This window comes from Plantactinospora alkalitolerans (assembly GCF_015690345.1).
GTDB lineage: Bacteria > Actinomycetota > Actinomycetes > Mycobacteriales > Micromonosporaceae > Plantactinospora > Plantactinospora alkalitolerans.
This window is the reverse complement of record NZ_JADPUN010000051.1, coordinates 23,369-37,427: the sequence shown is the minus strand read 5'-3', so window position 1 is coordinate 37,427 and position 14,059 is coordinate 23,369. Positions and strand designations below refer to the sequence as shown.

10 protein-coding genes and 1 pseudogene are annotated in these 14,059 nt (G+C 66.1%); 6 read left to right on the top strand and 5 right to left on the bottom strand.

Going from position 1 to position 14,059, the window contains the following annotated elements; translation table 11 throughout:
• Positions 1-211: 211 nt before the first annotated feature.
• Positions 212-979: a hypothetical protein gene (locus I0C86_RS03195; RefSeq protein ID WP_196199670.1), complete on the bottom strand. Its 768-nt coding sequence runs from the start codon at positions 977-979 to the stop codon at positions 212-214.
• Positions 980-1,277: 298 nt separating this feature from the next.
• Complete coding sequence (fxsT, locus tag I0C86_RS03190) at positions 1,278-3,944, bottom strand: FxSxx-COOH system tetratricopeptide repeat protein (RefSeq protein ID WP_196199669.1); 2,667 nt, start codon at positions 3,942-3,944, stop codon at positions 1,278-1,280.
• A gap of 163 nt (positions 3,945-4,107) precedes the next feature.
• On the opposite strand from fxsT, the gene I0C86_RS03185 reads away from it, so the two are divergent.
• Positions 4,108-4,698, top strand: coding sequence for a hypothetical protein (locus I0C86_RS03185; protein ID WP_196199668.1), 591 nt, complete (start codon positions 4,108-4,110; stop codon positions 4,696-4,698).
• A gap of 37 nt (positions 4,699-4,735) precedes the next feature.
• On the opposite strand, the gene I0C86_RS03180 is transcribed toward I0C86_RS03185, so the two are convergent.
• A complete protein-coding gene (locus tag I0C86_RS03180) occupies positions 4,736-5,062 on the bottom strand; it encodes an integrase core domain-containing protein (protein ID WP_255527592.1) in 327 nt (108 codons plus the stop codon).
• Here I0C86_RS03180 and I0C86_RS03175 point away from each other — a divergent pair.
• A pseudogene (locus I0C86_RS03175) lies at positions 5,047-5,463 on the top strand (DDE-type integrase/transposase/recombinase); the annotation flags it as partial. The gene I0C86_RS03180 and the pseudogene I0C86_RS03175 overlap by 16 nt on opposite strands.
• 261 nt (positions 5,464-5,724) lie before the next feature.
• Here the strand turns inward: I0C86_RS03175 and I0C86_RS03170 are convergent.
• Positions 5,725-5,916 carry a hypothetical protein gene (locus I0C86_RS03170; RefSeq protein WP_196199665.1) on the bottom strand — a complete coding sequence of 64 codons (192 nt, stop codon included), beginning with the start codon at positions 5,914-5,916 and terminating at the stop codon, positions 5,725-5,727.
• Between the two features lie 20 nt (positions 5,917-5,936).
• On the opposite strand from I0C86_RS03170, the gene I0C86_RS03165 reads away from it, so the two are divergent.
• Complete coding sequence (locus I0C86_RS03165) at positions 5,937-6,626, top strand: IS6 family transposase (RefSeq protein ID WP_196199672.1); 690 nt, start codon at positions 5,937-5,939, stop codon at positions 6,624-6,626.
• A 288-nt stretch (positions 6,627-6,914) separates the two neighbouring features.
• Entirely contained in the window at positions 6,915-8,651 is a 1,737-nt protein-coding gene (locus tag I0C86_RS03160) for an IS1182 family transposase (RefSeq protein ID WP_267145298.1), read from the top strand.
• A gap of 458 nt (positions 8,652-9,109) precedes the next feature.
• Here I0C86_RS03160 and I0C86_RS03155 read toward each other — a convergent pair whose 3' ends face one another.
• The gene (locus tag I0C86_RS03155; protein WP_196199664.1) at positions 9,110-9,367 is read right to left on the bottom strand and encodes a WD40 repeat domain-containing protein; all 258 of its coding nucleotides are present in this window, start codon (positions 9,365-9,367) and stop codon (positions 9,110-9,112) included.
• Between the two features lie 38 nt (positions 9,368-9,405).
• Here I0C86_RS03155 and I0C86_RS03150 point away from each other — a divergent pair, with 38 nt between their 5' ends.
• Both I0C86_RS03150 and I0C86_RS44855 read left to right on the top strand, forming a co-directional pair.
• Positions 9,406-9,966: a hypothetical protein gene (locus I0C86_RS03150; protein ID WP_196199663.1), complete on the top strand. Its 561-nt coding sequence runs from the start codon at positions 9,406-9,408 to the stop codon at positions 9,964-9,966.
• 939 nt (positions 9,967-10,905) lie between these two features.
• Positions 10,906-14,052 carry a LamG domain-containing protein gene (locus I0C86_RS44855; protein WP_196199662.1) on the top strand — a complete coding sequence of 1,049 codons (3,147 nt, stop codon included), beginning with the start codon at positions 10,906-10,908 and terminating at the stop codon, positions 14,050-14,052.
• The last annotated feature ends 7 nt before the right edge of the window (positions 14,053-14,059 follow it).

Sequence of the window (14,059 nt, the reverse complement as noted above, 5' to 3'; positions counted from 1 at the left end):
CAGACGCAGACGTGCGCGCGGGGTCAAGGCAGCGTTAGCGTGGGACACGAAGGCCTCCTGGTTGGCGGAGCGGTTCCTAGACAGCTCCACTCCACAACCGGAGGCCTTCACCTACCTACGACATCAGATCGTGTCGTCACACAATCTCGACCAACCTCCCTGGGCAGTACACCTAGCTGGCCGCCGCCAGATGCGGGGCAGTTGGATCTGCTCAGCTTTGCTGGACCTCGGTCACGCGATCCATCCCGGTGTCAGCACCGCGAGATGGTTGCGGAGCGGTAGCCGGAAACCGCTCAGCTATTACCTCTGCGATTCGCCTGTCCGCAGCGGCCACCACCACCCGGGCATAAGCCACGTGCCCGGACACCGCCAGCGCCAACGCAGTCGTCGCCGAGGCGATGACAAACCATCTCGCGCCGCCTGAGTGCCAGGTTAAAGCCGCGACGGCGCCACCCGTTAGCAAGCTGTTGATCATACCGACTACGCCAGTCATGCTGGCGGCGTCGTAGATCCACAGTCGAGTTCTCGGAACATGAGGCATGTGGGGACTACCGTCGGCGTCCAGCGTTCGCAGCAACAGGTATGGCGCCACCTCAGGGGCTCGCCGGGCAAGGAACGTTCGAACCAAGTTCTGAGCGACGCTGTATCGCCGCAGTCGGGTGTGGTACTCGGTCTGCTTGGCGAAGATCGACGCGCCCAGTATCAAGACCACCACGCCGAGAGTCGCCAGAATGGTTGTCGCAGTATCGTCCAGGTCATGCCCAGCGGTGATCACCGCAGTGGCTACGGCGGCGGCACCTGAGGACACGATCATGTAGAAGTGGAATCTCGACGTTCCGTGTTCGAGTGCCGTGCGACTTGACTCTCTCAGGAATTCGTATTCAGCAAGTGCTACCAACAGTGCCGTGTCTGGCTCATCCATCATTAACCCTCCCCGTACGAACCGATAACCCCTCCGAACGCCGTGCACTACCTGCATGACTCACAGCCTATCGAGGGTCGTCAAGAGAGCAGAGCCGCCGAGACATCTGGTTTAAGGCATCGCGCCGCTGTACCTGTACGACCCTGTTGCCTAATTTTGATCGCGTCGGCGTGTTCGCGTAGTGATGATCGTTGGGGCCTGAAAGGGTACGTTCCGGTTGAGTGTCCTGTGATCCTTGTGCCGTGCGAAAACTCGTCGCACGGTCTGTGAGCTGGTGTTTTATCGAGGCCGGATTTTCGGCACCCGCAGCATCGGGACCGACCGCAACGGCACCTTCGAATGACGCTATTTTCGGTCACCAGGGAAAGATCTCGATGTCCTGGCTGAATCGCTCGCGCCCGCCGAGCGAGCTGACCATGGGGTGCTTGACACCCACTGCCGAGGCGAACGCATGGACCGCCATCCTATGCTCATCGAGTGTCGGCCGTTCGCGGCAGTGGTACGCGTCCAAGGCGACGTTAGCGGCGAACCCCAAGACCACCGGGTGACCGGTGCCGAGGCGGCGAGTCAGGCCGTCGTGGACAGTCGCACCGAACTCTCTGGCCGCCCGCAAGTCACCCGCAGCGTTGTAGGCGTTCGCGAGTTCGACGGCAGCGAGCAGAGTGTACGGGTGGTGCTCCCCAGGCGACTCGGCTAAGCCGTCGTACGCTGCGGTCGCGTACCGCAGCGCTGACCCCACGTCGCCCCGACCGCGCAGGATCGCGCCTAAATTCGACCGTAAGCAATGGGTGTTGGGATGAGCAGCGCCGTACCGTCGCGTGTACTGCTTGAGCAGGGCTGCCGTCAGTTCGTACGCCGCGTGCGGCGATCCAGCGAAGCGCAGGTCAGCGGCGTGAGCGACGGCGATGTAGATGGACTGCGGATGGTCTTCTCCATACACCAGGCGCGATCGTTCCACAGCAGCGCGGCTCACCCTCAGCGCGCCGGCGTAGTCGCCAGCCCGGCGCATACAAACAGCTAGATGGCGGGCCGCCAGTATGGACTCCGGATGCTGGTCCCCAAATACCCGGACGTGCTGGCGATAGGTCTGCTCCTGATGACGGACGGCCCCGGTGTAGTCGCCAGATTCCCGCTGACTGATGGAAACGCAGCTGCGGGTTCTCAAAGTCTCGGCGTGACTTGTACCGATCGCCACCACGCGTCGCCGGTACGTGTCGAGGTTGAGCCGGAGCGCCTCTTCGAACCGTCCCACGTTCCGTAGCGCCACCCCGAGGTTGTGTCGGAGGGCCAGGGTCGTCGGATCGTCCTCGCCGAGCACCCGCCGTGCCGTCGCCACCACGTCCTCCTCGATCCGGCAAGCCTGCTCGAACTCACCGGCGGCGCGGAGGCTGCCCGCGAGCAGGCTCTGGGCGTCGAGCGTGTCGCGCGACTCCGAGCCACAAGTAGCTGAAGAGAGCTGGGCGATGCGCTTGGTCAGCTCGCGCGCCTCGGCTACCTGACCGTCGATAATGAGGATGTACCCTAGAAACTTCGCTACCCTGAGCCAATCGGGATGTTCCTCGCCAAGGACTCGGCGGCCCTGTTCCGTGGCCGCCCGGGCGAAGGCTAGGCAGCCGTTCAAGTCCCCGGAGTAGAACAGGAACTCGGTGAACCGATAGACGAGCCGCCAGGCGACCGGATGCACGGACGTGAACGGCTCGGCGACCTCCACATGGGGGCGAAGGGCGCGATACGCCCCCCACCCGTTCGGATCGCTCGCGTCGGTCCGGACTGCCGCGGCCAGCAGGGCGTGGCTCGCGCAGCGGTAGGAATCATGTGCCGAGGGCGGCACCGAGTCGGCCACCACGGCGCCGGTGAGGCGATGCAGTTGCACCGTGTTTCCGGCGACGCCGAGGATGCCGTAGTTGACGAGGACTGCGAGAGCGCGCGCCGTCTCGCCCGCGCCGTCCGGCAGGAGAGCCTCACCCGTCTTTGCGGAAGCGACTTCGTCTGCCTTGCTCGTCGCAGCCGCTTCGACCAGCCAGGACGAGGGGATCGGTTCCGGGGCGAGGAGGGCGAGCACGCGGAGCAGGCGCAACGCCGCCGGATGACGTGTCGCCAGCTGATCGAGAGTCAGCGAGATGGCAGCGTTGAGGGACCGGGGGTACGCACCCGTCGGGCCGGCCTCAAGTGCGAAGGCGGGACGGCTCGCCAGCAGGCGCAGGTACTCCGGCAGCGAGACACCGGTTTGCGTGAGGTATCCGACGGCCTGGGTCAGTGCCAGCGGGAGGTCGCCGAGTGCGTCCGCGAGTGCGTCGGCGGACTCGACTGGGAGGTCAGGCAGTGCCTTTCGGATCAGGGCGATTGAGTCTCGGCGCGCCATGAGTTCGAGAGTGAGGGTGGGCGTCAACTGGACGAAGTCGCCGTGCCGCGAGGTGATTATGACCTCGCCGGGTCCGTCGGGTATCAGCGGCCAGATCGGGCCGGTGCTTTCCGCGTTGTCGAAGACAAGGATCCACCCGGCGGTGCGGCTCAGGAAGTCGCGCAAACGGCGTACGCCCACCGCCGTGGTCGCAGTCTGCGGCACGAGACCGAGGTCCAAGGCCAGGTCGGCCAGTTGCGACTCGACTGTGTCCGGAGTCTGAGCGGCGATCCAGCAGGCGATTCGGTAGTGCGCGGCATGGCGCCATACGTGCTCCAGCGCCAATTGTGTCTTTCCAACCCCACCGATGCCGGTCAGGCTGTGGGTTGCGGCACGCCCTAGGGCAGCCAGCCGGTCCAGCTCTCGAGCACGTCCCGTGAAGTGCGAATTTCGTGCCGGGACGTTCCAGGCGGCTGGCGCATCGTCGTCCGTCTTCGCGGTGGCCGCCGGGGGATCGTTACGGTGTGCTGCGTTCCTAGGGTTTCCCGCCCACCAGCCCAGGGAGGTCAAGACAAACCCAACACCGACCGTCGCCACACCGATCGCGGATTGGTTGTCAAGGTCGAATCTGGTCCGGAAGAGCCACCAGAGGGCGCCAAAGACAGCGGTGGCGGTGGACACTGTGACCAGCCAACGCAACGCGGTCCGCAAGGCTGCCTCCGAATGGGTCGATTGCGGTCCGTCCGGAGCACTTTGGATCGTAACTTCGAGACAGGTCCGACTCCATGGGGTGAGCCATAAACCATACGGTCGATCGGGTGATGTAGCCGTCCTCACTCGCCAGTTGCGCACCGGTAGCAAGGGCCTGCTCGACCAGCGGTTCGACCAGTTCGGTATGCCCCCGGCGCAACTGGTCATGAGCGGCTCGAAGTTGACAGACCTCGTCGGCCGACCGGCGACCGACCTTCCTCCACCGGCCGGGGACGCCGGTCACGAAGCGCGACGTGCTCCGACTGGGACGTTGCAGATGACTCGGGTCACCATCTTGCTGATGTACATTGCGCGGGTGGAGCGTGTACATCTTGCCCGCATCCTGCGGCGCGATGGTGGGGTGCGGGATGCCTGCCGGGAGGCGGTCCTGGCCGGTGGCCGGTTCTGGGTCACCGAGAACGTGCAGCCGGCCTCGAAACTCGCGGCGACCTATGCCCTGCGTGAGCGCCACACACTCGAGCGTGGAATTGGAACGGTTGGGTTCGCCGAGGCGGTGGCAGACCTGCGTGCGAGAGGTGATGACCTGGTCCGCGTCGGCGGAGTCGAGACCGAGGGCCCGTCGTACCACTTTCAGTTGTTCCTGGACGAACGCGCCATTGCGGTCGTCGCGTGCCTCGGCGTGGACCGGAGCCGGCGCCGGCATTCGCCAGACACTCCGCGCTGACACGGATGTCAATCCCCTGGAATCGTGGAGGGCGTCGTTATGCGGCCTGGGCCTCCAGGGCGCGGGTCTCTGATCGTTCGTAGTCGATGGGGGATCGCCAGTCGCAGACGGAGTGCCGACGGCGCCGGTTGTAGAAGTCGGTGATCCAGGTGGCGATTTTCAGGCGGGCCTCGGTGCGGGTGTGGAAGTGGCGGCGGTGGACGTACTCGACCTTGATGGTGGAGAAGGTGGCCTCGGCGACGGCGTTGTCGAAGCACGACCCGACGCGGCCCATCGACTGGCGTACCTTCCAGCGGGCGCAGGCTCGAGCGAAGTCGGCCGAGCAGTATTCGGCGGATTCAACCGGTCGTGTATCGGGCGGCAGACCAGTACGGGCAAGTCATCGACGTGCTGGTATCGGCTCGCCGTGACGCTGGCGCCGCCCGGCGGTTCGTTCAGCGGGCGCTGTCGACGTTGAAGGTGACACCCAACGAGATCGTCACCGACGCCGCCTCGGTCTACCCTGCCGTGCTCGACGAGCTGATTCCGTCCGCGTGGCGCCACGTCGAGCGGTACGCGAACAATCCGGTCGAAGCTGATCACAGCCAGTTGAAGCACCGGTTGAGACCGATGCGCGGGCTACGAACGGACCAGACAACACAGGTGATCATCGCCGGACACGCCTTCATGCAGAACCTCCGCCGTGGCCACTACGAACTCGCCATCGACACCCCACCCGCTCTGCGGGTCGCAGCAGCGTTCGCCGAACTCGCCCAGGCGATCTGACCGCCCCTCCGGCACGAGCCTGACGCGTTTACGATGCCGCAACGCAACGGCGCCCTCCACGCTACGAGGGGAAGGGCAGGAGATCCCTGTGAACGCGGGATGACTGAACACACGACGAGCCCACCGGATCGACACCCGAAGATCATCGCTTACGCCGGGTCGACGCCACCGACCGTCCTATTGCGCACGAGCTCGTTAGCGCTAAGCGCGTACAGCGCGATGCCCCGGGCGGGACCGCCCGGGGCATCGCGCTTCGGTGAATTAGGCGGCCTCGTCCTCGACCTGCTCCACTTGTTGAGCGAAGGCGCCCTTGTCGTTGGCTTGGACGGTGAAGCCGAGGATGTCGCCGACTCTGTACCCTGCCAGCTCGCTGACGGGCACGTATACGAGATGGCGGGGCTCCGTTGCGTTGAGCGTTGGCAAGATCGGGGCAGGCTTGAGCGGTGACGTCATCGACCCGCTCCCGCCCGTGGCTGTCCCCGACGTCGGCGTTCGCCGGGTTTCGGTTCCCGCCGGAGGTGATCGTGGTCGCGGTGCGCTGGTATCTGCGGTTCAACCTGTCCTATCGCGACGTTGAGGAGCTGTTGGGTGAACGTGGCGTGGAGGTTGATCATGTCACCGTCTACCGCTGGGTGCAGCGGTTCACGCCGCTGCTGGTCGACGCCGCCCGCTTCTGCCAGCACTCCCCAGGTGACAGGTGGCACGTTGACGAGACGTACGTCAAGGTCAACGGTGTGTGGCGGTATGTGTACCGGGCGGTCGACCAGGCGGGGCAGGTCATCGACGTGCTGGTTTCGGCCCGCCGAGACGCCGGCGCGGCCCGGCGGTTCTTCCGCCGGGCGCTATCGGCGTTGAAGGCGACACCCGCAGAGGTAGTCACCGATGCCGCCGCTGTCTACCCCGGCGTGCTCGACGAGCTGATTCCGTCCGCGTGGCACCGCGTCGAGCAGTATGCCAATAATCCGATAGAAGCGGATCACAGCCAGCTCAAGCACCGGTTGAGACCGATGCGGGGCCTGCGAACGGACAAGACAGCACAGGTGATCATCGGCGGGCACGCGTTCATGCAGAACCTGCGCCGCGGACACTACGAACTCGCCGTCGACGCCCCGCCCGCTCTGCGGGTCGCCGCTGCGTTCACCGAACTCGCCCAAGGGATCTGACCCCGGACCCGGGCACAGGTCCGACGCGTCCGCCGATCCGATAACGCAACGGCGCCAGTGGGTCTGCTCGGCTGCGGTCCAGGGCCGGCCCCGCTCGGTCTCGATCTCGCGGCGGCTCGTTGGGGCGCTACTCCGCTGTCCGTCTGGGGTCAACGTGTTGCGGTTGTCAACGCCGCCTCAATCGTGGCTCTGGCACACATTTTGGATGCTGTTGGCGATCTTGATTGCGTGATCGGTCTGGGCGCGTCGCTGATCGAGGCGACGGCACCTCGGTGATGAAGTAGCGGGATGTCGATAGGTCGTGGTTCGGGTTCGGTTGTTCCGGTGGAGACGGCGCGGGTGGCGTGGGCGGCGAGCCCGAAGGGTACACCGGCGATGTTGATGAGGGACCGGTTGCAGGACTTGTTCGTCGACGACGATTTCAGCGACTGGTTTCCGGTCGATGGCCGGCGTGGGGTGTCGCCGGCCCGGTTGGCGTTGGTGTCGGTGCTGCAGTACGCGGAGGACCTGACCGATCGGCAGGCGGCTCGGGCGGTGTCGTGTCGCATCGACTGGAAGTACGCGTTGGGGATGGAGTTGACCGAGCCTGGGTTCGATCATTCGGTGCTCAGTGAGTTCCGGGACCGGCTTGCCGAGGGCGACCGTGCTGATCGGCTTCTCGCGGTGATGGTGGATCGGCTTGCGGAGGCGGGACTGGTGCGGGCTCGCGGCCGGCAGCGCACCGACTCCACGCATGTGCTCGCTGCGGTTCGCCGGCTCAGTCGAGTGGAGTTGGTCGCGGAAACGATGCGTGCCGCGTTGGAGGCACTGGCCAAGCTGGACGAGGTGTGGCTGGCCGGGGTCATGGCGCCGGACTGGGCCGAACGGTACGGCCGGGCGGCGCGTCACGAGCGCCAGCCGACTGGTGCGGCTGCGGTGCGGCAGTACGTGGAGCAGGTCGGCGCTGACGGCATCGCCTTACTGCGGGCTGTCTACGGCCGGGCGGCGCCCACAGGTGGTCCGCGTGTGGGCGCCGTCGAGGTATTGCGTCGGGTCTGGGTCCAGCAGTACTGGTATGACGAGTCCGGGCAGTTGCGGTGGCGGGAGGCGAAGCTGTCCCGAGCTCGCAAGAGCCGGGAGGGCACCACGCGGCGGCGTTCCAGGGGCACGACGACCGATGATGATGCGGAGCCCGCTCGAGTGCCGTGGTCTCGGGTGGAGGTCGTGTCGCCGCATGATCCGCAGGCGCGGTTCAGTCACAAGCCGGGCAAGGTCGAATGGGTCGGCTACAAGGACCACCAGACCGAAACCTGTGACCAGGAGCGACCGAACCTCATCGTGCACGTCGTGACAACCCCGGCCCCGGAACAGGACGTCAACGTCGTCGAGGCGATCCACACCGCGCTGGCCGAGCAGCGCATCACGCCGGCGGATCACTACCTCGACAGCGGCTACGTCACACCCGAAACGATTCACCGGGCCTCGACCGCGTACGCGATAACCGTTGTCGGGCCGGTCCGCCAGGACCCGCGTGCTGACGAACGGCCCGGCTTCGCCAAGGAAGACTTCCACGTCGACTGGCAGGCCGAAACCATGACGTGCCCGCAAGGAACGGTCAGTCCGCGGTGGAAACCCACGGTGGCGGATGGCAAACCACGCCTGTCGGTATTGTTCCGGCGGGCGGACTGCCGCGCCTGCACCGCCCGGCTGCAATGCACCGGCAACGTTGACGGCAAAGGCCGACACCTGCTCCTACTGCCCGAGCCGCTGCAGAAGATCCAGACCCGGGCCCGCGCGGTGCAGCAGACCCCCGAGTGGAAACGCCGCTACGCCCTACGCGCCGGGTGCGAGGCCACCGTCTCGGAAACCGTCCACGCGCACGGCCTGCGCCACTGCCGGTACCGCGGGCTCGCAAAGACCCACGTCCAACACGTCCTCACCGCCGCCGGCACCAACATTGTCCGACTCACCCAACACCGGCCCAACCAACGCCGACGACCCCGAAGCCGTCTGCAAGAACTCTTCCACACACCGACTGACGACTGACACCAAGATCACCAACGGCATCCCAACTTCGTGCCAGAGCCAGTATCTACTGGCCGCCGACAGTCAGCGACCGGGGGAGCAGGGCGGCGGTCCAGCGAGCGATGCGGCTCATCACGGCGGGTCCATCCAGCTCAACAGGCAGAGGTGCCTCAGATCTATAGGCGGGTGGCTGGACTCGGCACATCTCACCTGGCTAACGCTGCCGTTGGGACCCTGAGAAGCCGTAGGTGACGCCGCCTGACTCTGCCTTGGTCATGTGCCTGTCACCAGCCAACTTGTACCTGGCCGATCAGTCGATCTCGGCTGCTCGGCCACCGCGCCGACCTGCGATGGCCATCGCTGTCGTGGCAGGGCCGCCGCGCCCGGTACAAATTCGATCAGACTGCCGGATCGGACGAACCGACGTCAGGCGCGAGTAATCGAGGGTAGGCCGGGCATAAAGATGTACCCCACCGATGCTACGAGCATATGCCGACGAATAGTTCTCCGGCGGCGTAGGAGGCCCACTCCTGGTGGCTGATTTCCCCGGCCTGTTCGCACAGGCTCCGGACCGGGTCGACGTGGAGTTCTGGACTCCAGAGCCGCACCGTCTTGTCGTTGCTTGTAGTGGCGAGGCGTTGGGCGTCGGGGCTGAACACGACCGCGTTCACGTCGTCGGTGTGGCCGGTGAGTGGGGATCCGATGGGTTTGCTGTTGGTGGGGTTCCAGAGTCGCACCGTTTGTTGTTGCTCGCAGTGGCGAGAAGTTAATCGTCATGCCTGAACGCCATGGCGGCTACCAGATTGGCATGGGGAAGTACGTGTCTGTAGCCAGATGGGAATGCACCTATTGCATCAGCTGCTTCTTGTGTCTTTGCGATGTGAAACGTCGCCGCCAGTCGCCTGGATCCAAGCGGACTCGTCGTACTAATGGCTCGGCTTTGAGCGGCAAGCTTGCGGGAGAAAGCCAGGGCGTGCTGTTGGTCTGGCTCGGCGGCAGCTCTGATGGCGGCCACCGCTGCGCCACCGGCGATGAGCAGAAGCATCGTCATGACCGTTGCTATGACCTGAGGGATCCGTCGCCCGTGCTGGTGGCGGCGTTGGCTGGTGTTGAGGACATCGGCTGCGGTGTGGTCTACGGTCAGGCTTCTGGCAGGGTCAGCTGTCCAGCGGTCGACGGCGTGTCGCACGGCGAGCAGGCGTCCTCCCCGGTACAGGTAGGACGGGTCGCGATGGTGGCGGTGCCACGCGCCGGATCGGCTAGCCAGGCTGCCCGGACGGGCATCGCGAGCCGCGGCCTACTCCACCCCGTCGAGCAGGTCGATCGTCTGGGCTAGGACCTGCAGGTCGCTCCCGGCATGGGAGCACCGGGGGCAGGGGAAGTCTCGCTCGCGGCTGATGTCGCCGGGATGGTGGCTGGTTCGGGCAGTCACGCGGGTCTACCGTGCCGTTGCCACTGCTTCAGGCCGTGAACGGGCCACAGCGCGGAGTCCCACGGCCGTTACGACGTCGACGGCCAGTGTTTAGTCGGGGCCGTGTTCGATGAAGACGCGGCGCACGCCGACGACGTCCATGGGTAAGCCATGGATAGAAGATCAACGCGTTGATGGACAACATGTGGGATCGATCTTGCACAGTGCGTACCCGTTGATAGTACGAGTAGTCAACCCATGCCCGGTTTGCGATTACCGACAGTGACGACTCTTTACACGTGATCTTGGTGGGCTATAGAGTCCCGAGCTGTCATCTGCCGGTCACGGGGGGTTGTGGTGGTTGCTGGTTGGGTGCCGGAGTCGTGGCATGCCCGCACGGGGGCTGGACGTGGCCTGGTGGCGAGTTGTCTTGCGGGTGTGATCGCGGCGGGACTGGTGTTCGTGCCCGTGTCGGCGGCGATGGCGGCACCCTTTCCTGTGCAGACTCCTCGGGGAGGGCCCTTGGTGGCTCCGAACGAGGCGTCGGCGACCACGTTGGCTCGACAGTCGGGTCAGCGGGTTGAAGTCGAATCGGGGCGGTCGGAGTTCACGCAGATCGTGGCAAAGCCTGACGGCGGGTTCGAGCTGGAGGCGGCGGTGGTGCCGCAGCGGGCCCGGCGTGCAGACGGGTCGTGGGCGCCAATTGATCTCACGCTGGGCCGGGGCGGCGACGGGTTGTGGCGGCCAGCGGTTTCAACCGCTGACGTTCGGATTTCGGACGGCGGTGGGGGACCGTTGGTGACCATGGCCCGGGCTGGGAGAGTGTTCACTCTTTCATGGCCGGCTCCGTTGCCGGCGCCTGTGGTGTCCGCGGAGATCGCCACCTACCCGGAGGTCCTGCCCGGAGTGGACCTGGTGGTGCGTGCCACCCGGACCGGATTCACCCACGTGCTGGCGATCAAGACTGAGCAGGCCGCGGGGAACCCCGCGTTGCGGCAGGTCCGGTTCAACGTGGGCGGTGACGTGCGGGTAGTACCGTCGCCCGACGGTGGGCTGCGGGCATTGGCGGGCGATGTGGTGCTCGCGGAGGCGACACCTGCGGTGATGTGGGATTCGACGCAGCCGTCCGGGCAGCCGACCTCACGAGCTGCCGGCGCGCTTGGAGCTGCCACGGAATCGTCGCCGACCGGTCCCGGTGATGCAGCTTTGACGGCGCCGGTCGATGTCGACGTCACTCATGATGGTGGGCTGGTCTTGCGGCCGGACGAGGACATGCTCACGGGAGAGCGGGCCGTCTTTCCGGTCTTTGTGGACCCGCCGTGGTCGACGGGGAAGTCACGATGGTCCTACGCCACACACAACAACTCCAGCAACGGGGACATCGCGGTGGCCCGAGTCGGGCTGAACCCGGATACCGGCGTTCGCTACCGTTCCTACTTCGACTTTCCGCTGTCCGCGATTGGCGGTAAGCACATCCGGACGGCTCACGTGTACATGAAGCTGGACCATTCCTGGTCGTGTGCGGACACGATTACATATTTGTGGCACACGGGCCCGATGTCGTCGACGCCGAGGGCGAGCTGGGCGCCGCGGATGAACCAGAGGCTCGCCAGCGCCTACTCACACGGCAACGAGGCCGACGGCTGCGAGGAGCCGGACGCGGACCAGGACGTCAACTTCGAAAGCGGACTGATCACCACCGCGATTCAGAACCACGCCGAGGTGAAGGCGCCAAACATCACGATGGGCTTCTGCGCCTGCAGCGACACAGCGGGAACCGGTGAGTCGACCGGGAACCGGTGGAAGAAGTTCTTCCCGAACAACGCGAAGCTGATCGTCGACTACAGCTCCTACCCAGGCAAGCCGCACAGCCTCCAAGCGGCCGGCCGCGGTTGCGCCACGGGCGTCCGGACGGTGGTGGGCACGATGACCCCGAACCTGTCGGCAGTGTTCCCAGACGCGGACACCACGCAGGCGCTGCGAACCGCCTACGAGTGGCTGGAGATTCCCGCCGGGGGTGTGTACGGCAATTCGACGCCGCGGCTACCGGCCCCGGCCGGGGCGTCGGTGCCGGCGAACGGCCGGTCGACCACGGCGTCGCTGTCCGGCCTGGTCAACGGCCGCTCGTACGCGTTCCGGGCGATGGCCACGGACCCGGCTCCCTACAACCTGCCCAGTGAGTGGTCGGCGTGGTGCGAGATCACCATCGACACCACCGTCCCGGACGTTTCCGCCGTGCCGGCGACGAACCCGCTGAACGGGCCCGGCGAGCCGAACACCTTCACGTTGTCTTCGAACACCGCAACGGTGACGAAGTTCCGGTACGGCTGGACCTATCCACCCACGAAGGAGGTCGCTGCCACCGGCACCGGGCCACGCACGGCGAGCATCACCGTCGCCGCCCCGAACTACGGCGAGAACGTCCTGTATATCTCGGCGACCAACACGGCGCTCAGTGAGGGCCACGGGTCGACGACGATAATCGTCGACCGTCCATCGCCGCCGGTGGCGAAATGGCGGCTCGACACCTACCCGGGAGTGGACCAGGCACAGGCGCTCGACGATGTCCAGGAAATGGCCGGCAAGACCCCTCTGGCGGCGTCGAACGTGACGTGGAAGCCGGACGTGCGGATCGTGCGCGGGGCCAGCGCTGACTTCAACGGCACGACCTCGGCGATGACGACGACCGGCCCGTTAGTGGACACCTCCCAGTCGTTCAGCGTCGCCGCCTGGGTACGCCTGTCCGCGCTGCCAACGGCGGACGACATCATGGTGGCCGCGCAGGACGGCACCGATGGCGCTGGGTTCCACCTGGGTACCCGACTGGAAGGCTCACCATTGACGCCCCGATGGGCGTTCGTGATGAAGGACACCGCGGCGCAGTCGAGCGCTACCCGGGCGGCGGTGACGACCACGGCGATCCCCGCCGGGCAGGTCGGCCGGTGGACGCACATCGCAGGCGTGTACGACAAGGTGGCTGGGAAGCTTCGCCTGTTCATCGACGGAATCCTCGTCGCCGAGGCGGACCGTCCGGTCACGCCGTGGCAGGCGGGCGGACGGTTCGTGATCGGCCGCGGGTTCTCCCACGGCACGGCGGGCAACTGGTGGAAGGGGGCGATCGCGGACGCGCAGGTCTTCGACCGGGTCCTGGTCGAGCAGGACTTCACCGGCAGACTCGCCACCGACAGCTACCCCGACGACGAGCCAGGCTTCTTCACGCCGGTTGAGGTGGGCAGGTGGGGGTTCGAAAACGCGTTCCCGTGCTACGAACCGTCAACGGACCCGCTGCCGTGCCAGGCATCAGATGACGGACCGTTCAACCGCCGGCTGACTCTTACGCCGGGAAGCCTGGTCGGCTACGGCTACCGCGGCAGTTCCCTGCTCCTGGACGGCACGCACTTCGCCGACGATCCTGCGGACCCGCATTACGGGGAAGCAACGCAGGAGTACGGCCGGTCGCAGAACAACGCCGGGACCGAGGTGAGCCCGGACTGGCGCGATGGGGCCCTGCTGCGCACCGACGACTCGTTCACGGTGTCGGTCTGGGGCTACATCGACGCCGGTGCCCGTAACCAGACCGTCGTGTCCCAGTCGGGTCTCCACGAGTCTGCCTACTGGATCAAGTACGCGCCGGACAGCGGTAACCCGGGCACCGGGAAGTGGTCGTTCGCGGTGACCGACGAGGACAGCACCACCGCCCAGCAGGTCGGAGTCGAGTCACCGGCCCTGGCTGAGATTGACGGCTGGGTTCACCTGGTCGGGGTGTACGACGCCGGCCGCAACGAGATCCGCCTGTACGTCAACGGTGAACCCGCCGGCGCGAAGACACTGCCGTGGAGGCCGATGGCCTCGGTCGGGCCGATGCAGGTGGGTCGGACGCTGTGGCACGACGGCTTCATGGACTACCTGCATGGCGGTGTCGACGACCTGCGGGTGTACCAGGGCGCGATGACCGACGCTGCGGTGTCCAGGCTCTTCGACGAGCAGGCGCTCGATCCGGTCGAGGGGTGACCGTGTC

Excerpts from the sequence above, each read along its gene's own strand:
- I0C86_RS03195 (WP_196199670.1), bottom strand. The coding sequence starts at position 979 with ATGCAGGTAGTGCACGGCGTTCGGAGGGGTTATCGGTTCGTACGGGGA.
- I0C86_RS03170 (WP_196199665.1), bottom strand. The coding sequence starts at position 5,916 with ATGACGTCACCGCTCAAGCCTGCCCCGATCTTGCCAACGCTCAACGCA.
- I0C86_RS03160 (WP_267145298.1), top strand. The coding sequence starts at position 6,915 with ATGTCGATAGGTCGTGGTTCGGGTTCGGTTGTTCCGGTGGAGACGGCG.
- I0C86_RS03150 (WP_196199663.1), top strand. The coding sequence starts at position 9,406 with ATGCCTGAACGCCATGGCGGCTACCAGATTGGCATGGGGAAGTACGTG.